We start from the raw sequence: 18,459 nt of genomic DNA on the forward strand, positions 1-18,459 counted from the left end.
GCTACCCATCTTCCTCGAAGAAGCGCTCGACCTGAACCAGGGTATCGCCACCCAATTGCGCGCCTGGCGCAGTGAACCGGGCAATGCCGAAGCCGTGCGCATGCTGACGCGTCTGTTGCACACCCTCAAGGGAAGCGCGCGGATGGCTGGCGCAATGAATCTGGGTGAAATTACGCACGCCATCGAGACGCACGTTGAACAAGCCAATAAAGCCGGCAATGCGCCACCCGAAGTCATTGACGAAATCGTCAATGCCTATGATTCTGTTTTGCACATCATTGAACGTCTGCAACTTGGCGAGTTGCTTGAACAGCCCTCTGGCGCACCGGTCGAGAAGCTTGTTGCCGAGACCACTGTAGAAGCTGGGCCAGGTAGCACTCCGGAACCCCTTGTAGTCACCGAGAAACGCCGTGATAATCGATTGCGCCTTGCCGATACCAAAGTTGAAGGCGATGCGGCTTCTCAACGTGCCACCTTGCGCGTTCGGGCCGATCTCATTGACCGACTGGTCAATGAAGCCGGTGAATTGTCAATTGCTCGTGCGCGCATTGAAGGCGAAATGCGCAGCCTTAAGGAATCGCTGCTTGACCTGACAGAAAACGTTATCCGTCTGCGTCGACAGTTGCGAGAAATCGAAATTCAGGCCGAGTCGCAAATGCAATCGCGTACCGCGCAGACCGATGAACGACATGCTGGATTCGATCCACTGGAATTGGATCGTTTTACCCGCTTCCAGGAACTCACCCGGATGATGGCCGAGTCGGTTAATGACGTAGCCACTGTCCAGCAGAACCTGCTCAAGAACCTTGACGATGCCAACGCCGCAATCATTGCCCAGGCTCGCCTGAACCGGGAAGTTCAACAGGAACTGTTGGCCGTACGTATGGTTACCTTCGGCAGCCTGGCTGATCGACTTTACCGCGTTGTCCGGCAAACCTCCAAAGAACTTAACAAGCGTGTCAACCTTGAAATCAGTGGCAGCCAGGTCGAGCTTGATCGTAGCGTGCTGGACAAGATGGGCGCCCCTCTTGAGCACATGCTGCGTAACGCTGTTGCTCACGGACTGGAAGAACGCGAAGTCCGGGTGGCGCGAGGCAAGCCGGACATTGGCGAGATATCACTGGCACTCAAGCAGGAAGGCAACGAAATCATCCTCAGCTTCTCGGATGATGGTGCCGGACTCGACCTTGAGCGTATTCGCATACGCGCCATCGAATCCGGGTTACTGGGTGCTGATGAAGTAGTGGACACGGCACACCTCGCGGATCTGATATTTACCCCCGGGTTCTCAACGGCAAGCAAAGTATCGCAGCTCGCTGGTCGTGGCGTCGGCATGGATGTTGTCAAGACCGAGGTAAGCAGCCTGGGTGGCCGCATCGAAATTATTTCCACCCCCGGTCAGGGCACTGAGTTCCGCATTTACATTCCTCTGACACTGGCGGTGACCAAAGCCCTACTCGTACGTGTCGGCAGCAAACGCTATGCCATCCCGTCTGTGATGATCGAGCAGGTACTCGATCTAAAGGAAGCCACACTGACCCGCATTCGCGATGCGGGCAAAGCTGAATGGATGGGACAGCACTATCCATTCAGTTTCCTGCCGCATCTGCTCGGCGACACCTCAGCACTACCTGAACAACATCGTCAATACTGGATCCTGCTACTGCGCAGCGGTACGCGGCGGATTGCAGTTCAGGTCGATGAACTGCAGGGCAACCAGGAAATCGTCGTCAAGAATATCGGCCCCCAACTCGCCCGTGTTATCGGCGTTGATGGTGCTACCGTGCTCGGCAACGGCCAGGTCGTACTGATCCTCAACCCGGTGGCACTGAGCACACGCACAGTGACAGGCGAATTGAACGCCCCGGTTCCGGCAACGCCTGCACTCCCTGACGGCGAAACGGCGACCGCCACGCTGCCGACAGTGATGGTGGTCGACGATTCCTTGACCGTGCGCAAGATAACCGGTCGCCTGCTGGCGCGTGAAGGCTATCAGGTCATACTCGCCAAGGACGGTGTCGATGCCCTGGAGCATTTGCTCGATGTGATTCCCGATGTCATGCTGGTCGATATCGAAATGCCGCGCATGGACGGTTTTGATCTGACCCGGAACATACGCGCCGACGAGCGCCTGAAGGCCATTCCGATCATCATGATCACCTCGCGCACCGCCAGCAAGCACCGCGCCTACGCCTTTGAAATCGGTGCCAATCAGTACCTTGGCAAACCGTATCAAGAAGAGGAATTACTGCAGCTTGTGGCGGAATACGTCAAACAGCAACGGCACGCTTGACCACGGCGTAGCGCTCCAGTGTCCTCAGTCGCGCCTGGCCGTGGTCGACCAGCGGCAGCGGCGTATCGCGCCCGACAATCACCCCGCAGGCCGACTGTTCGGCGCCGCTCATGCGCCACGGTGCGTGAATGAACTTGTCTGGCACGGCAGCCAGCTCCGGCAGGTAACGGCGGATGAAACGTCCCTCCGGGTCAAAACGTTCGGATTGCGTCAGCGGATTGAAAATGCGGAAATACGGCTGCGCATCACAGCCGCTTGACGCCGCCCATTGCCAGCCGCCATTGTTGGCCGACAGATCGAAATCATTCAGTTGTCTGGCAAACCAGGCTTCACCCCAACGCCAGTCAATTCCCAGATCCTTGGTCAGAAACGAGGCAGCAACCATACGCAAACGGTTGTGCATGTAGCCGGTGCCGTTCAACTGACGCATCGCCGCATCGACCAGCGGATAGCCGGTTCTCGCCTCACACCAGGCGGCAAAAAGGCGCTCGGCATTTTCACCTTGCTCCCAGGCAATCCGATCGTATTCCGGCTTGAACGAGCGTTCAGCGACATGCGGGAAGCGATCGAGAATCATGAAATAAAAATCGCGCCAGATCAGTTCCGAAAGCCAGGTTGAAGCACCTTCATTACCGGCCAGGGCACCTTCGGCGCAAGCGATGGAAACCAGGTTACGAATCGAAACAGTCCCGAAACGCAGATTTACCGACAAATAGGACACGCCCTTGATCGCCGGATAATCGCGTTGTTCCCGATAACGCCGAATGCGCTGGCGGAAGTCGTCAACCAGTAACCGTGCGCCAGAGAGTCCCGGAACGATGCCTAGCTGTCGCAAATTGCCTGGCCTGAAGCCGATGTCCTGAAGCGAGGGTACGCCATTTGCACTTGAGGTCACGAGCAGCCGGCCACTTTCGCCCGCGTGGGCAGCCAGATCGTCATCGGTCAGGCGCTTCAGCCAAGAATTCTTGTAGGGTGTAAAGACGGTATACGGTCGTCCGGCCTGGGTCAGCACCTCGGGACCATCGAAAACCACCTGGTCCTTGAATAGCTCAAAGCCGATTCCGAGATCGGCCAATGCCGCCGCAACCTTCGCATCGCGTGCCTTGGCCTGCGGCTCGTAGTCGCGGTTGGCGAACACTGCCTCTACGCCAAGCTCACTGGCCAGTCGGGGAATCTCGCTGGACGCCCACGCATGGCGAACAATCAGGCCGCCACCGCGCTGGCGCAAGGCCAGATCGAGTTCGACCAGCGACTCACGAATGAACTCGACGCGGCGATCCGTCCGTGAAGGCAGTACCTCCAGGATCTCGCTATCGAAGACGAATGCGCAATGAACGCGCCGCGCTCGCCGTAGCCCCTCGCAGAGGGCAGCATGATCGGTGTCGCGCAGATCGCGACGAAACCAGACAAGAACCGAATCGAGCATGGATTACCTTTGTATCTGCCGCCGTCGGCGATTAGAATAGATGCATCATGAACAGCATCAACCTGACCGACCATTTTCTCATCGCCATGCCGGCGATGGACGATCCTTACTTTTCGAAGTCCCTGATCTACATCGCCGAACACAACGATCAGGGTGCCCTCGGCATCATTGTAAACCGCCCGATCAACATGAATCTGGCAACCCTCTTCGAGAAAATCGACGTGCCCTTCGAGTCGGTAGCGTCAACTAACATGGCCAATCTGCCGGTCTTTTTTGGCGGGCCGGTACAAACCGATCGCGGCTTTGTTCTGCATCGACCGGTCGGCGAATGGCAATCGACGCTGGCGGTCAATCAGGACGTTGGCCTGACCAGTTCGCGCGATGTCCTGCAGGCCGTTGCCCGCCAGGGGCAACCGCACGAAATCGTTGTTACGATCGGCTATTCCGGCTGGGGAGCCGGTCAGCTTGAACACGAACTGGCACAGAATGCCTGGCTCACCGTGCCGGCTGACCCGCACATTCTGTTCGACCTTACCTACGAAGAAAGGCTCCCGTCAGCGATGGAGATTCTAGGTATCGATTTCACCCATCTCGCCGAGCACGCCGGCCATGCCTGAATCTGCCTATGATGCCGCCAGGCCCCAACGCGGCACCGTACTCGCTTTTGACTTCGGCGAAAAACGCATTGGCGTCGCTGTCGGCGAGCGGGAGCTCGGGCAGGCGCACCCGCTGACGACGATTCGCAGCGAAGCCAATGCCGAGCGCTTCGCCTCCATCGCCGCACTGATCGGTGAATGGCAACCCGCGAGTCTGGTCGTCGGTCTGCCGGTCTCCCTCGACGGCACAGCACACGCCATGACCGCGCGCTGCATTCGTTTCGCCAACCAGTTGCGTGGCCGCTTTGGCCTGGCTGTCGAATACGCCGAAGAACGCCTCAGTTCGGTCGAAGCCGAAGAACGGCTGCGCGACTGCGGTCACCAGGCAAAAAACGCCAGGGAGCACCTGGATGCGCTGGCCGCCCAGATCATCCTGCAGTGTTACTTTGAACGCATTGCCGAAGACGCCAAGGACCACCAACACCATGCCACTCACCAAGCTGCCTGACGCCGAAACGCAATGTGCCGAATTGGCCGAACTGATCCGCCCGCATTTACAGGCGAACACAGTGCTGGTCGGCATTCACAGCGGAGGCGCCTGGATTGCCCGTCGTCTGCGTGAATTGCTCGAACTGCCCAGTGAAGTCGGCCTGATCAACGTATCCTTTCACCGCGACGATTTTGGCGAGAAGGGTCTGCATCGGCAAATCAAGCCGACCTCGATTCCCTTCGATGTGGAAGGCCGCTCGCTGATTCTCGTCGATGATGTGTTGTTTACCGGCCGTACCACGCGCGCCGCAATCAACGAGCTGTTCGATTACGGTCGTCCGGCCAGCATCAAGCTCGCCGTGCTCGCGGATCGCGGCGGACGCGAGTTGCCGATCTTCGCCGAGTTCTGCACCTGGAAACCCGAACTGGGTAAAGATGAAGAGCTTGTTCTCGAACCTGACGCGGCGGGACGGCTGCAATGGAGGCGTGCCGAGCATGCATAAACCGGCGTGGCACATCCCACCGCATCGCAATCCACAACTCAACGCCAGAGGCGAACTGAACCACCTGCTATCGATCGATGGCCTGCCCCGTGAAATACTGACGCACATCCTCGACACCGCGTCGAGCTTCCTCGAAGTCTCCGACCGTGACGTAAAGAAGGTGCCGCTGCTGCGCGGCAAGAGCGTTTTCAATCTCTTCTTCGAGAATTCGACACGCACCCGTACCACCTTCGAGATCGCCGCCAAGCGGCTTTCCGCCGATGTCATCAATCTTGATGTCGGCCGATCTTCGACCGCCAAGGGCGAAACCCTGCTCGACACCATCGACAATCTGGTGGCCATGCATGCCGACATGTTCGTCGTCCGCCACGCCGCCTCCGGCGCACCCTACCTGATCGCCGAACACCTGCACCGTATTGGCCGCTCCGATGTGCACGTGGTCAATGCCGGAGACGGGCGCCATGCGCACCCGACGCAGGGGCTGCTTGACACCTATACGATCCGCCACTACAAGAAGGATTTGACCAATCTGACCGTCGCTGTCGTTGGCGACATTCTTCACTCACGAGTTGCCCGCTCCGACATTCATGCGCTGACCACCCTCGGTACGGGCGAAGTTCGCGCCGTTGGCCCGCAAACCCTTCTCCCGGTGGCGGTTGAAAAAATGGGCGTGCGTGTTTTCCACGACCTGAGCGAAGGGCTCAGGGACTGCGATGTGATCATCATGCTGCGCCTGCAGAACGAGCGCATGAATGGCGCGCTGCTGCCTTCCGCGCGCGAATACTTCGACTGTTACGGACTGACGCCGAAAACACTGGCGCTGGCCAAAGCGGACGCCATCGTGATGCATCCGGGGCCGATGAATCGCGGTGTTGAAATCGATTCCGAGGTTGCCGACGGGTCGCAAGCGGTCATCCTGCCGCAGGTTACTTTCGGTATCGCGGTGCGCATGGCGGTCATGAGCATTCTGGCGGGGAACTGAGGCGATGCGCGACGAATTGAAGGACACAAGAATCCACATCCGGAACGGTCGGCTGATCGACCCGAAAAATGGGCTCGACGAGATGGCCGATGTGTTCATTGCCAACGCCCGCATCGCGGCCATCGGCGAGCCCCCGGCCGATTTCACTGCCGAGTGGACGCTAGATGCCAGCGGCCTGATTGTCTGCCCCGGCTTCGTCGATCTGTCGACGCGACTGGCCAGCCTCGAACCGGAGCTGCTCGCCGCTGTGGCCGGCGGGGTCACCGCCGTCGCCTGCCCGCCCGATACCAAGCCGCCGCTCGACGAGCCGGGACTGGTCGAACGTCTGGTGAGCCACAGCGAAGCACTCGGTCTGGCGCGGGTCTTCCCGATCGGCGCACTGACCCAGCAACTGGCCGGCGAAAAACTCTCCGAAATGGTCAGTCTCAAGCGTGCCGGCTGCATCGCCTTCTCGCAGGCCAAGCACCCGATATTCGACACGCAGATCCTGCTGCGCGCCATGCAATACGCCGCCAACTTCGATTTCGCCATCCGCCTTCGGCCGCAGGATCATTACCTGGCCCGTGACGGCGTTGCCCACGACGGCGAGGTGGCCTCACGGCTGGGCCTGGCCGGAATTCCGGTCTGCGCCGAAACGGTGGCCATCGCCACGGCGCTTCAACTGGCCAATGAAACCGGGGTCCGACTGCATCTGGCGCGGCTGTCGTCGGCGGCAGGCGTCGCTCTGGTGCGCGAGGCACGGCGTAACGGTCTGAAGGTCACCTGCGATGTGGCCATCCACTACCTCCATCTTTCGGAAATGGATATTGGCTACTTCGACAGCCAGGCGCGCTTCGATCCGCCGCTGCGCTCGGGGAGCGACCGCGACGCGCTGCGTGCAGCGGCCGCCGAAGGGCTGGCGGCAGTCTGCTCTGACCATACGCCGGTCGACGAGGACGGCAAGCTACTCCCCTTTGCCGAAGCGCTGCCTGGTGCCACCGCACTTGAACTGTTGCTGCCCCTGACCCTGAAATGGGCCGAGGAAGCCGGACTCCCCCTGCTCACCGCACTGGCTAGAATTACCTGCGATCCAGCAGCGATCCTTGGCATCGAGACCGGTTCGCTGGCCGTTGGCCGTCCTGCCGACCTCTGTGTCTTCGATCCGCTCGAGCCCTGGCAGGTAACAACGGAAACGCTGCGCAGCAAGGGCAAGAACACGCCTTTCATGGGCTACGAAATGGCTGGCCGGGTGCATGCTACTCTGGTCGGCGGGCGTGTTGTTTATGAAATTTAAGCTGTACTTTCTGTTTTTTTCGCGCCATAGGGATTGGACCCAGGGCATGCTATTCGTTTAAATAGCTATTGGCCTAATGCGCTTGGCTCGATCCATCGTGAACAAACGTGATAGTTCTTCGTCTTGAGTGATCCATGGTTGGTTGCCGCAGAATGCCGAAAGCCCGTTCCGTGCAAACCGTGCCTTGAAAATGAAATGCTAAGGCGGCAAATTGGCCAAGTCGACGGTGGGCTACAATGGCTGGCCAGTAATTTTCGGTCATCAAGAGACGCTGAAGACAGTAAAAGTTTATAGAATTGAACTTCGGCTACGATCTTAAACCGGCCATCACCAAACATCTCAAAATCGCTGTTGTCGCCGCAAACATTCCGATAGAATACGCCGCAAACTAACGTATCAAGAAATCCGATGGGGAAAATGATATACCGTTTGCGCGTCATACTAATGGCACTAAGCCTTTCCTGTTCGATGATGCCAAGCATTGTGCTGGCCGGGCTGGTCGAAGGCAAAGCTGCCTACAAAAAGAAAGACTTCGCCACGGCGTTGCGGGAATACAGACTGCTTGCAGCGCAGGGGGATGCCGAAGCTCAGTTCCGTCTCGGCGTGATGTACTTCATCGGCCAAGGTATACTCGATGACTACAAGGAAGCCATAAAATGGTATCGCCTCGCGGCTGGTCAGGGGCATGCCAACGCTCAGAACAATCTCGGCGGGATGTACGCCGACGGTCGAGGCGTACCCAAAGACTACAAGGAAGCCATAAAGTGGTATCGCCTCGCGGCTGGTCAGGGGGTTGCCGACGCTCAGAACAATCTCGGCGAAATGTACGAAAACGGCCAAAGCGTAGCCTCAAATCGTGTCGCCGCGTATGCGCTCTATAACCTTTCAGCATCAATCGATCCGTCAGATACTAACCCAGCTACTGCCAATCGTGCCCGACTAAGTAAGTTGATGTCGAACATGGGAATCGAGGCCGCACAGAACTTGACGCGAGAAATTGCAAGACCGGGAAATCTGCTGAAAGCGCTGGACAAGTACGCCAATAACCAGAATGACTGAGCATTTCGGATAGAAGAGTAAAAGGGGCCAGGGTCGATTTTCCGAAAAGTATAGTGGTCCCCGTTTTCAAGACAGCGGTTTAAGCTGTACGCTGTTATGAGGAACGAAGCGATGAGAGAAGCGAAGAAGCGGAAGGTGCACTCCCCTGAGTTCAAGGCGAAGGTTGGTCTGGAGGCGGTTCGCGGGATGAAGACGATCAACGAGATTGGCCAGGAGTACGGTGTTCATCCAGGTCAAGTTGGGGATTGGAAGAAGGAAATTCTGGAACAGGCCAAAACGCTGTTTGAAGGCAAGCGAGGGCCCAAGCCGATGGCAGCGCACCAGGAGCCAGATCTGCTGTACAGCGAGATCGGCAAGCTGAAGGTGGAACTTGACTGGCTCAAAAAAAAGTCCGGGATGAGCCTGTCATGAAGAGGCAAGCGTGGATCGATCAAGGTAATGGGATGGCCGTGGTTCAGCAATGCCATCTGGCAAGCGTATCCCGCGCCACGTTCTATGCGCAGAAGGCGCCTCATCGAGTCGATGAACTCGATCTGCTGCACAGTCGCCTGATCGACGAAGAGTACACCCGGCATCCGTTCTATGGCACCCGCAGGATGGTTATATTTCTCGACACAGCGGGCCACGTCGTCAATCGCAAGCGGGTACAACGGCTGATGCGGCTGATGGGACTGGCCGGCATGGCGCCGGGGCCCAACACCAGCCGCCCGCACCCCGAGCACAAGGTCTATCCCTACCTGCTGCGCGGCGTTCCGGTGGTCAGGCCCAACCAGGTCTGGAGTACCGACATCACCTACATCCGGTTACCGCGTGGCTTTGCCTACCTGGTGGCGATCATCGACTGGTACTCGCGCCGGGTGCTCAGTTGGCGGATCAGCAACAGCATGGAAGCGGTATTCTGCGTCGATTGTCTTGAGGACGCTTTGCGTACCCACGGCAAGCCCGAAGTCTTCAACAGCGATCAGGGCTCGCAATTCACCAGTGTTGCCTTCACCGGCGTGCTGGAACGTGAAGGCATTGTGATCAGCATGGATGGCCGGGGGCGGGTATTCGACAACATCTTTGTCGAGCGGCTCTGGCGCAGCGTCAAGTACGAAGACGTCTATTTGAAAGGCTATGCCACGATGGGCGACTTGATGGTCGGGCTGGCCGGGTATTTCGCCTTCTACAACGGCGAGCGTCCGCACCAGTCGCTCGGCCAGGAGACGCCCGATGTCGTGTATCGAACCGGGACAGGGGGTGGTGCAGTGATCGTGGATAAATTTGGCGGCGCGGGGGAAGAACCCCCTGTTCCGCTACGCTCCACAGGGGGTTCTTCCCCCGCAACAGCAAGATCAAAAGTAAGGGCAACAACAGAAGCAACAGCAACAGCAGAAACCAAAGCAAAGTCAAAACCGGGGCAGCGCCGTCCAGCTGCATGTGAAGTTGAATGCCCAGCTTAAACCCGGCAGGATTCTGTCTTGACTATGGGATCCACTTTAAAGTGCATAATAAGGGGCCAGGCACCAATGGCACTACCTTAAGCTTTTAACATCAGCTATTTTCGTTCCACAACAAGCAGTTGCCAAGACAGGCTGGATGTAAAGCGTCGTCCCGGCAAAAGCCGGGACCCAGTAGCGGGGCACCATTCTGGATAGCGGCGTTCGCCGTTGTGACGTGCTCTGTTGACTATTCGTACGATGTCATTGGCCTAAGGTAGTGCCATTGGGGCCAGGCACGATTTAACTAAAAGCAAAAAACCCGTTCAGCGTCGGGAGCGAACGGGTTTCGGAGAAGCTCGCTTTAGCCGCATTTGTAATGCGCCTGCAAGCTGAACTTCAAATCGGCGCGAAGGCGTGAGTTCTAACGCCAAAAGGCTGACAAACCAGGCAATTATGTGGCGACAATCAGGGCGTTTTCTGCCCTGCCTTGTTCGAAGGACAGTCGTCGATGGTGCCCCAATGTCCTGGGCAATGCTTCCAGCGCGCCTTTTCGATGCACACGATCCTGCTGAATACGGACTCCTCTCTGCATGCCTTGAGTTCGGCGTTCAAGGCGTCCTTCCAGTTCTTGGCTGGTATCGCCTTGACGGAGGGTGGGGTATCGCGGCGGGTCTTTGGCGCAGCTGCGGAATCTGTCGGCGTTGTTGCGGCGGCGGACTTGGGCTCGGCGGGTTGCTGCTTTGCGAGGTCCGGTTCAGGCGGCGTGGGCAGATTGCTTGTTTGATCGGCGACCGGCGTCATCGTCGGTGACGGCGAGCGCAACAGGAAAACAGTTGAAGCTATGGTGAGCAATAACAGTGTGACAGCGATTGCCCCCAGACGCAGACTGCTGGAATTCTGCCGCTGCTGGTCTGTTATCGCTGTTGCCCATGCGTCGTTGGCGGGTTGTGCAACAGCGATTTGCCCGCGCGCTTCGCCAGACAGGGTCGCGCTTCCGGAACGCAGCATCCGGCGCAGATCGGCCGCCATTTCGGAGGCATCCTGATAGCGAGCGGAGCGGTCCTTGGCCATCGCCCGAGCAACGATTGCGTCGAAATCCGCAGGCAGGCCGGGGCAGCAACTCGACGGCGGCGGCGGTGTCTTGTGTACGACCTGATACATCGTCGCGTGCAAGTTGTCGCAGGAGAACGGGGGCTGCCCGGTGAGCATTTCATAGAGCACGGTGCCGAGCGAAAAAATGTCGGCACGGCCATCGGCTTTCTGGCCGGCCACCTGCTCCGGCGACATGTATTTGGGCGATCCAAGCACGGAGCCCGTCATGGTCAACGATCCGCCGAGCAGTTGCGCGATGCCGAAATCGGTGATTTTCACGACGCCGTTTTCAAGCACCATGATATTGGCCGGCTTGATGTCACGGTGCACGATGCCATGCGCGTGGGCGAAAGCGAGACCGTCGGCAATGGCACTGACAATATCGATCATCCGCTCGAAGGACAGGGGGGCGCCGCTATTGAGGAGCGCTCGCAGCGATTGGCCGGATAGAAATTCCATGGCGATGTAGGCGAGCCCGTTGCTGCGACCGACATCGTGAATGGTCACGATGTTCGGGTGATTCAGGCGGCCGGCAGATTTGGCCTCCCGGAAGAAGCGTTGTTCGAATTCCTCGGCCTCCGTTTCGGAGAGGCCGGCGAAAGCCACCGTCTTGATTGCGACGATGCGTTCGATGAGCGGATCATGGGCTTTGTAAACGACGCCCATCGCTCCTCTTCCGAGCGTTGCGGTGATTTCATAGCGGCCGAGTTGCTGCTGTGGCATGTGCGTTGTCCGGAGGGAATGCAGTGGCAGTCAAGGACTCCGATTCTAGTGGGCGACCGGGGGCTGTCAACAACGAACAATGCGCTGTGCTTCAAAAGAAACGAAAAGGGGGCGGGGTGGATTTCCCGAAAAGCGAGCGCTGGCGAAACACTGAAAAGGGTAGCAAGGGGGTCTTGTCTCTTGTGGCCCTGCTAGACGATCCGGCGCCAGCGTACCGAGCGCACGCCAGGCGCCCTTGAATTCATTGATTCCGGCGATGAGACTGAGGATTTCCGGGCTTATCTAAACGGCATTCGCCGAGATCATGGATACCAAAACGACATCCATTTGCACCCATTACAACAGGGCGATCTGTCAAACTCGGGCCGCGTAACTTATGGCCTTGTAGCGGGTAATCGGTGCATAGCGGAAGCAACTGGCGATGATCGTCAGGAATTGGCCTCAGAGGCTGTGAATTGATAGATAAACACCTCCCAAGCCGTGGCCCGAGGCCAGGCTTCGCGCTCATTCCGGCGAAAGCCGGAATCCAGTACCTTCCTCTGATATCCATTCAAAAAATCAGATAAACGAACTGGACCCCGGCTTCCGCCGGGGTGACGAGCGTGGAAATCAGGCAGTATTGTTTTTTCACAGACTCTCAGCGCATTTTGTCTGTATGAACGAGGTTTTCAGGTTAAGCATACTGGCATCGACTTGATGCACGCGCATCGTCGTTCTCAAGCTTCGGCCGTCAAATCGAGGGCATGCAGCAGGCGTCTGGAAAACTCCTCCGGCGAAGTCGAAATGACCTCGCGTGGCACGCCGAAGTCGCCGATCAGTCGTTCGCTGTCCTCGAAGCCATAGGCGACGACGAAGGGATACATACCGGCGCCGATCGCCGCCATATAGTCGCTGTATTCGTCGCCACAGGCGTAAGCGCGCGCCGGATTGATGGCCAGACGTTCGCGTGCCCGTTTCAGTTGCCCGGTCTTCTCCTCGCGCAGAGGAATGCAGGCGAAATAATCGAAATCGCCAAGGTCGATGCCATGACGTTGAAACAGGCAGGTTAGCGTTACCTCCGGCTCCACGGTCACGTTGCGGGTGACCAGACCGACACGGATATCGGGAGCCGCCAGAAGTACTCGTAGCAAGGAGACGATACCCGGATACAGCGAAGCTTCGTTGCGGTAGAACTCAGTCAGCGTCGCCAGCAAGCGCTTGCGGTTCTGCTTGCCGAACTGGCGGCGTAAGTTGGTCGGGAATTCGCGCAGGCCACCGAGATACTTCAACAGTTTGCGGCGCTTCTGAAAGCGTTCAAGGTCGCCAATGGCCATGCCGTGAGTCAGAAAGGTCTGCTCAATGGCGTTGAATGCGTCGATGATCGTGCCATCGGCGTCAAAGATAACCAGCCGTTCCCGGTTTGCGTACAGGGTCATGGCCGCTAACTTACATCGCGCTTGTGACAATGCGATGACAAAACGATGAAATGTGTCACAGATTTGCCAGCCGCCGGATTCCCGCACAGGGCACTCAAGCGTGCCCGCCCGGCTCGCTGGATGTTTGTTGCCCTTAAAAATTCAGCAAGGCGTCACACTATTGTCATCTGGTTTGAGTAGCTTTCGGCCTGCGATACATGTCGCGTTAATCTATTTTGATGAACGAACTGGATTCCGGGGCAAGCCCGGAATGAGCGCGAAGCCTGGCCTCGGGCCACGGTAATTCAATGGGTTAAGCGTTGGGAAAAATTGACCCTGATTCCGCGAGGATATTGTTTGACACAGGAGGCCAAGGATGAAATTACATATTTACGCTCCAGGCTCAACGGCAAAAGAGGCGCACGCACGGACCTGTCCAGGCTGCAAACAGCGGACGCGATTGCTGAAATTTTATACGCCCAGATATGGCTGGGATGCTACCTGCATTCGATGCGGGCAAAAATGGATCGACGGTGAGTCGGCGGAAATTCCGATGACCAACGGCATCAGGATGGATAACATCGAATCGGCGAAAATTCGTTGGCGAGTCATGCCGCCCAAGAGCAGTAACCACAGTGCCATTCAGGGAAACGCTGAGTAAGCCGTAACGCCGGCGCATCCCAGCAACCGTGTTACCTTCTGGGCAGAGGCCGGTGTCCATTGCCTTGGTTTTCTGGCTCTGCATTCCCTGCGGTCAGATTCCGGCTTTTGCCCCGAAGGAAATACCCCTGGGGTGCGCCGGAATGACGTTTGTTGCAAATTCTCACCGATCTCAGGGCTGAACCTGATCGATCACCAGTTTGTTGTTCTTGCTGCCGGGTTTGATGCCCTTGATGCTGCCGAAGAGATCGCCGCTTGAACTTTGCGCCTTGCCCGCCTTGGCGACCCGCGCTTCGAGACTGACCGTCCTGAACTCGGAAATTTTCTTTCCGCCCGGCAGGACCATTGAATCGTCAAAGCGGAAAGTGAGCGGCAGATCGGCCACCCGCGTCCGCATGACGGCGAGCGGCATGCGCGAGCCTTCTTCGGCACGCGCAAAAACAAAGAGCAGGTCGTCGGGTCTGGCTTGCGAAGCAACCTTGCCGCTGATCGTTACCTCGCCACTGATGGATTCCTTGCGGGCAGCTGCCTCTTTGGACAGCTTGACGCTGCCCTCTTTTATGCCAGTTTTTTCGTTCATCTGGGCAGCAATTTCGCGTGCCTTGGTTACCGCCGCCGCGAGTGTCTCTGCCTCTTCCGAGCCGGGTTCGAGCTGCGGTAGCAGACGCCCCCAGTATTCGGCTACGGCAGAAAAGTCCTTGCGTTCACTGGCCGCAGTGCCAGCCAGGAACAGGGCCTGCGGTTCGTCCGGATCAATCTTCAGCGCACGGGCAATCAGTTGGCCCGGCTTGCCATCAAAACTGCCGCCTTGTGTCTGCGCCAGCACTTCGGCATAGTCGGCCAGCAACACCGGTTCGGCGTCGACCAGCGCACCGCCGTGGCTGTAGGCCTCGGCAGACTCGGCAAAACGGCCCAGCACCTTGTAGGAACGCGCCAGCATGACCCAGCCTTTGCTGTCGTCCGGATTCGCCTTGAGTTTCTCTACCAGATTGCCCAGCATCGATTCGATCTGCTGCGGGCTGACTCGCGCCTGCGTCTGCAGCGGATCAAGCGCTTCCGGTTTGCCGAGGATCAAATAACCGGCCGTCGCCGCCAGCGGGATGGCAATGAGCAGGGCCAGCGCAGTCTTGCGTCCACCGGTACGTTCCTGAGCCACCGCCTCGGGCTGGACTTCTTCAAGCAGACGACGCTGCAATTCAGTCTTCGCCTGCTCGAAATCGGCTTCGGCGAGCGCACCTGCGCTCCGCTCGCGTTCGAGTTCGCCTAATTGATCGCGAAAGATGTCCAGATTGGCTTGACGCCGATCAATGGCACTAGAGGCCCTGGGCGCACGCCAAAGCGGCAGCAGCAGAATGGCAAGTATGGCAAGGACAAGCAGTGCGGCGGCGAGGATGAAACCGGTCGTGGCAGACATTATCGAGGTTCTTTGACGTTCAGCAGGCGCTCGGCCTGTTGCTGTTCTTCTGTGCTGAGCGGCGAATCGTTGATCGCCTTGCTACGGCGGCGCAAGTAGAGAACCAGTGCGCCGAGGCCACCCACCAGGAGCAGCCCCGGACCAAACCACAAGAGCAGGGTTGTTCCCTTGAGCGGTGGCCGGTAGCGAACAAAATCGCCGTAGCGGCTGACCATGAAGTCCATTATTTCGGCGTCGCTCTTGCCCTGCTGGATCAGCGTGCGAATTTCGCGGCGCAAATCGTTGGCCAGTTCGGCATGCGAACCGGACAGCGATTCGTTCTGGCAGACCAGGCAGCGCAATTCGGATGAAATCGCCACCAGGCGCTTTTCGGTGGCCTCGTCCTGAGCCAGCGGTGCAGCTTCTTTGGCATGCAACTGCGCTGCCGACAACGCGAGCAGGATTGCCATGATCAAGACTTTCATTTCGACAACTCTGCAAGCAGCGGCAGAATTTTGCCTGAGAAATCATCGCGGCTGATCGGGCCGGTGTGCTTCATGCGGATGATGCCGGCCTTGTCGATGAGGTAGGTTTCCGGTACGCCATAAACACCGTAGTCGATGCCGACGCGCCCGTCGAGGTCCAGCACCGAAAGGCGGTAAGGATTGCCGTGTTGCTTCAGCCAGGCATTTGAACGCTCAAGCGCCAGCTTCCTTTCGGCGGCTGCGTCGAGCTTGTCCGCATCCAGCCCGCCATCACCGCGCACTTCCTTGTAATTGAGGCCGACCAGCGTCACCCTATTGTTTTTCACCATGTCGACCAGCACCGGATGCTCCTGCCTACAGGAGACGCACCAGGTCGACCACACGTTGAGCAGCCACACCTTGCCGAGCATGTCCTGCGGCGAGAAGTTCTGCTCCGGTGCATCGAGCCGGGCCAGCGAAAACAGCGGTGCCGGCTTGCCAACCAGTGGCGAGGGCACATCGCGTGGGTTGAGATTGAGTCCGACGGCCAGCAGGACAACGAGTACAGCAAAGCCGATCAGCGGCCAGAGAAATCGATTCATGAAGTGTCTTTAAGCTTTCTGCGCCAGCGCGCCGTCGATGCTTGAAGCGACGCGCGACCTGCTGCGATAGCGGCGGTCAGTCATCGCCAGGAGGCCACCGAGCGCCATCAGCACGCAGCCGCCCCAGATCCAGTCAACGAAGGGCTTGTGATAGACGCGCACGGCCCAGGCCGCGTCCGGCCTGGCCTTGTCGATGGGTTCGCCGAGCGAGACGTAGACGTCGCGCAGGAAGCCGGTGTCGATCGCCGCTTCGGTCATCGGCATCGATGACGAAACGTAGTTGCGTTTCTCCGGATTCATTTTCCGTATCGTCCTGTCGCCCTTCAACAGATCGATGTCGCCGACCAGCGCCACGTAGTTCGGCCCCTTCTCCTGCCGCACGCCGTTAAAGCGGAAGGTATAGCCACCGACGCTTACGCTATCGCCGACCTCCATCTTCACGTCCTTTTCGGCCTGATAGCCATTGACCATCGCCACGCCGACGACGAAGACGGCGATGCCGACATGGGCGGTGTGCATGCCGAAAAAGCTGCGCGGCTGCTTCAGCGCGGCGGTCAGGAAAGGCTGGCCGGCGCGCGTGGACTGCACGCGTTCGACCAGGTTGAGCGACCCCGAAAAAACGATCCACGCCGCCAGCAGCAGGCTCAAGGCCACCAGCGGCTTCCATTCGCCGAAGAAGAAGGGTGCCACCAGTCCCACAACTGCAGCAGCGGCAAAGGCCCAGCGCAGGGTGCGTGCCAGTTCGCCGAAACTGGCCTGCTTCCAGCGGGCGAATGGCGCCACGCCCATCAGGAACAGGGCCGGGATCATCAAGGGAGCAAAGACCGAATCAAAATAAGGCGGTCCGACCGACAGCTTGCCGGCACCGAGGGCGTCGATCAGCAGCGGATAGAGCGTGCCGAGCAATACCGTGGCACAGGCGACGACCAGCAGCACATTGTTGGTGAGCAGCAGCGATTCGCGCGAGAGCAGGGCGAAACGGCCACCCAGACCAACCTTGGGCGCACGCCAGGCGAAGAGGGCCAGCGAGCTGCCGATCACGGCAACCAGAAAAACGAGAATGAAGATGCCGCGACGCGGATCGGTGGCAAAGGCATGCACCGAGGTCAGCACGCCGGAACGCACGAGGAAGGTGCCGAGCAACGAAAGCGAGAAAGCGGAAATGGCCAGCAGCACCGTCCAGTTCTTGAAGCTGCCACGTTTCTCCGTCACCGCCAGCGAGTGAATCAGCGCGGTACCGACCAGCCACGGCATGAACGAGGCATTCTCGACCGGGTCCCAGAACCACCAGCCGCCCCAGCCGAGTTCGTAATACGCCCACCACGAGCCGAGCGCAATACCCAGCGTCAGGAAAATCCAGGCGGCCGTCGTCCACGGACGCGACCAGCGCGCCCAGGCGGCGTCGAGCTGGCCGGAAAGCAGGGCGGAAACGGCAAAGGCATAGGCTACCGAGAAACCGACATAGCCCATGTAGAGCATCGGCGGATGGATGATCAACCCAGGATCCTGCAACAGCGGGTTGAGGTCGCGCCCTTCCTCGGCACCCGGCAGCAGGCGTTCGAAGGGGTTGGAGGTGATCAGGATGAAGAGCAGGAAACCGGCCGTGACGAGCGCCAGCACACCGAGTACGCGGGCCACCATGGGGTCCGGGAGTTGCTTAGAGAAGAGCGACACCGCCAGCGTCCACATCGCCAGCATCACCACCCAAAGCAGCAGCGAACCTTCATGCCCACCCCACACGGCTGCCACCCGATACGGCAAGGGCAGCAAGGTATTCGAATGCTGCGCCACATAGACAACCGAAAAATCGTTCTGTACGAAGGCGGTGGTCAGGCAGGCGAAGGCCACCGCCATCAGCAACGCCTGCGCCATCGCTGCCGGACGCGCCAGCGCGATCCATTCCGGCCGTCGCCAATGGGCGCCAAACAGTGGCAACGTACCCTGGAGGAGTGCCACGCACAGCCCGACGATGAGAGCGAAGTGACCGAGTTCAGGAATCATGGGACGGTAACCTGGTGAGGAGTGAATAGTAAGGAGTCGGGAGCAAAAGCGAGTGGTGCCTTGCCTGTCTCGATGTGCTCGATATTCC

General features: G+C 58.8%; 15 protein-coding genes and 1 pseudogene. 9 read left to right on the plus strand and 7 right to left on the minus strand.

What is annotated here, in order from left to right; all coding sequences use genetic code 11:
* Positions 1–2,293: response regulator (locus tag JNM42_RS04630; RefSeq protein WP_294266908.1), on the plus strand; the 2,293-nt coding region annotated here is incomplete at its 5' end.
* Here JNM42_RS04630 and JNM42_RS04635 read toward each other — a convergent pair.
* Positions 2,271–3,719 carry a deoxyribodipyrimidine photo-lyase gene (locus JNM42_RS04635; RefSeq protein ID WP_294266911.1) on the minus strand — a complete coding sequence of 483 codons (1,449 nt, stop codon included), beginning with the start codon at positions 3,717–3,719 and terminating at the stop codon, positions 2,271–2,273. The genes JNM42_RS04630 and JNM42_RS04635 overlap by 23 nt on opposite strands.
* Before the next feature lie 47 nt (positions 3,720–3,766).
* On the opposite strand from JNM42_RS04635, the gene JNM42_RS04640 reads away from it, so the two are divergent.
* From JNM42_RS04640 to JNM42_RS04670, 7 genes and pseudogenes are all read left to right on the plus strand, one after another.
* Complete coding sequence (locus tag JNM42_RS04640; RefSeq protein WP_294266914.1) at positions 3,767–4,336, plus strand: YqgE/AlgH family protein; 570 nt, start codon at positions 3,767–3,769, stop codon at positions 4,334–4,336.
* The gene (gene ruvX, locus JNM42_RS04645; protein WP_294266917.1) at positions 4,329–4,823 is read left to right on the plus strand and encodes a Holliday junction resolvase RuvX; all 495 of its coding nucleotides are present in this window, start codon (positions 4,329–4,331) and stop codon (positions 4,821–4,823) included. The genes JNM42_RS04640 and ruvX overlap by 8 nt, the downstream gene beginning before the upstream one ends.
* Positions 4,801–5,307, plus strand: a complete 507-nt coding sequence (gene pyrR / locus JNM42_RS04650) for a bifunctional pyr operon transcriptional regulator/uracil phosphoribosyltransferase PyrR (RefSeq protein WP_294266920.1) — start codon at positions 4,801–4,803, stop codon at positions 5,305–5,307. Before ruvX ends, pyrR begins: the two co-directional genes overlap by 23 nt.
* Positions 5,300–6,289, plus strand: coding sequence for an aspartate carbamoyltransferase catalytic subunit (locus JNM42_RS04655; protein ID WP_294266923.1), 990 nt, complete (start codon positions 5,300–5,302; stop codon positions 6,287–6,289). The genes pyrR and JNM42_RS04655 overlap by 8 nt, the downstream gene beginning before the upstream one ends.
* A 4-nt stretch (positions 6,290–6,293) precedes the next feature.
* On the plus strand, positions 6,294–7,562 hold the full coding sequence (locus JNM42_RS04660) for a dihydroorotase (RefSeq protein WP_294266926.1): 1,269 nt from the start codon (positions 6,294–6,296) through the stop codon (positions 7,560–7,562).
* A 444-nt stretch (positions 7,563–8,006) separates the two neighbouring features.
* On the plus strand, positions 8,007–8,621 hold the full coding sequence (locus JNM42_RS04665) for a tetratricopeptide repeat protein (RefSeq protein ID WP_294266932.1): 615 nt from the start codon (positions 8,007–8,009) through the stop codon (positions 8,619–8,621).
* Positions 8,622–8,732: 111 nt separating this feature from the next.
* Positions 8,733–9,895, plus strand: a pseudogene (locus JNM42_RS04670) (IS3 family transposase); the annotation flags it as partial.
* 612 nt (positions 9,896–10,507) lie between these two features.
* Here the strand turns inward: JNM42_RS04670 and JNM42_RS04675 are convergent.
* Positions 10,508–11,857, minus strand: a complete 1,350-nt coding sequence (locus tag JNM42_RS04675; RefSeq protein ID WP_294266935.1) for a serine/threonine-protein kinase — start codon at positions 11,855–11,857, stop codon at positions 10,508–10,510.
* A gap of 716 nt (positions 11,858–12,573) precedes the next feature.
* The gene (locus tag JNM42_RS04680; RefSeq protein ID WP_294266937.1) at positions 12,574–13,272 is read right to left on the minus strand and encodes an HAD hydrolase-like protein; all 699 of its coding nucleotides are present in this window, start codon (positions 13,270–13,272) and stop codon (positions 12,574–12,576) included.
* A 355-nt stretch (positions 13,273–13,627) separates the two neighbouring features.
* Between JNM42_RS04680 and JNM42_RS04685 the strand changes: the two genes are divergently transcribed.
* A complete protein-coding gene (locus tag JNM42_RS04685) occupies positions 13,628–13,912 on the plus strand; it encodes a hypothetical protein (RefSeq protein WP_294266939.1) in 285 nt (94 codons plus the stop codon).
* Positions 13,913–14,083: 171 nt separating this feature from the next.
* On the opposite strand, the gene ccmI is transcribed toward JNM42_RS04685, so the two are convergent.
* Genes ccmI through JNM42_RS04705 form a run of 4 tightly spaced genes read right to left on the minus strand, consistent with a single transcriptional unit; the run spans position 14,084 to position 18,371 of the window.
* The gene (gene ccmI, locus JNM42_RS04690) at positions 14,084–15,325 is read right to left on the minus strand and encodes a c-type cytochrome biogenesis protein CcmI (RefSeq protein WP_294266941.1); all 1,242 of its coding nucleotides are present in this window, start codon (positions 15,323–15,325) and stop codon (positions 14,084–14,086) included.
* The gene (locus JNM42_RS04695; protein ID WP_294266944.1) at positions 15,325–15,789 is read right to left on the minus strand and encodes a cytochrome c-type biogenesis protein; all 465 of its coding nucleotides are present in this window, start codon (positions 15,787–15,789) and stop codon (positions 15,325–15,327) included. The genes ccmI and JNM42_RS04695 overlap by 1 nt, the downstream gene beginning before the upstream one ends.
* Positions 15,786–16,370, minus strand: a complete 585-nt coding sequence (locus JNM42_RS04700; RefSeq protein WP_294266947.1) for a DsbE family thiol:disulfide interchange protein — start codon at positions 16,368–16,370, stop codon at positions 15,786–15,788. The genes JNM42_RS04695 and JNM42_RS04700 overlap by 4 nt, the downstream gene beginning before the upstream one ends.
* 9 nt (positions 16,371–16,379) lie before the next feature.
* On the minus strand, positions 16,380–18,371 hold the full coding sequence (locus JNM42_RS04705; RefSeq protein ID WP_294266950.1) for a heme lyase CcmF/NrfE family subunit: 1,992 nt from the start codon (positions 18,369–18,371) through the stop codon (positions 16,380–16,382).
* Positions 18,372–18,459: the final 88 nt, after the last annotated feature.

It is taken from the genome of Propionivibrio sp., assembly GCF_016790145.1.
Classification (GTDB): Bacteria; Pseudomonadota; Gammaproteobacteria; order Burkholderiales; family Rhodocyclaceae; genus Propionivibrio.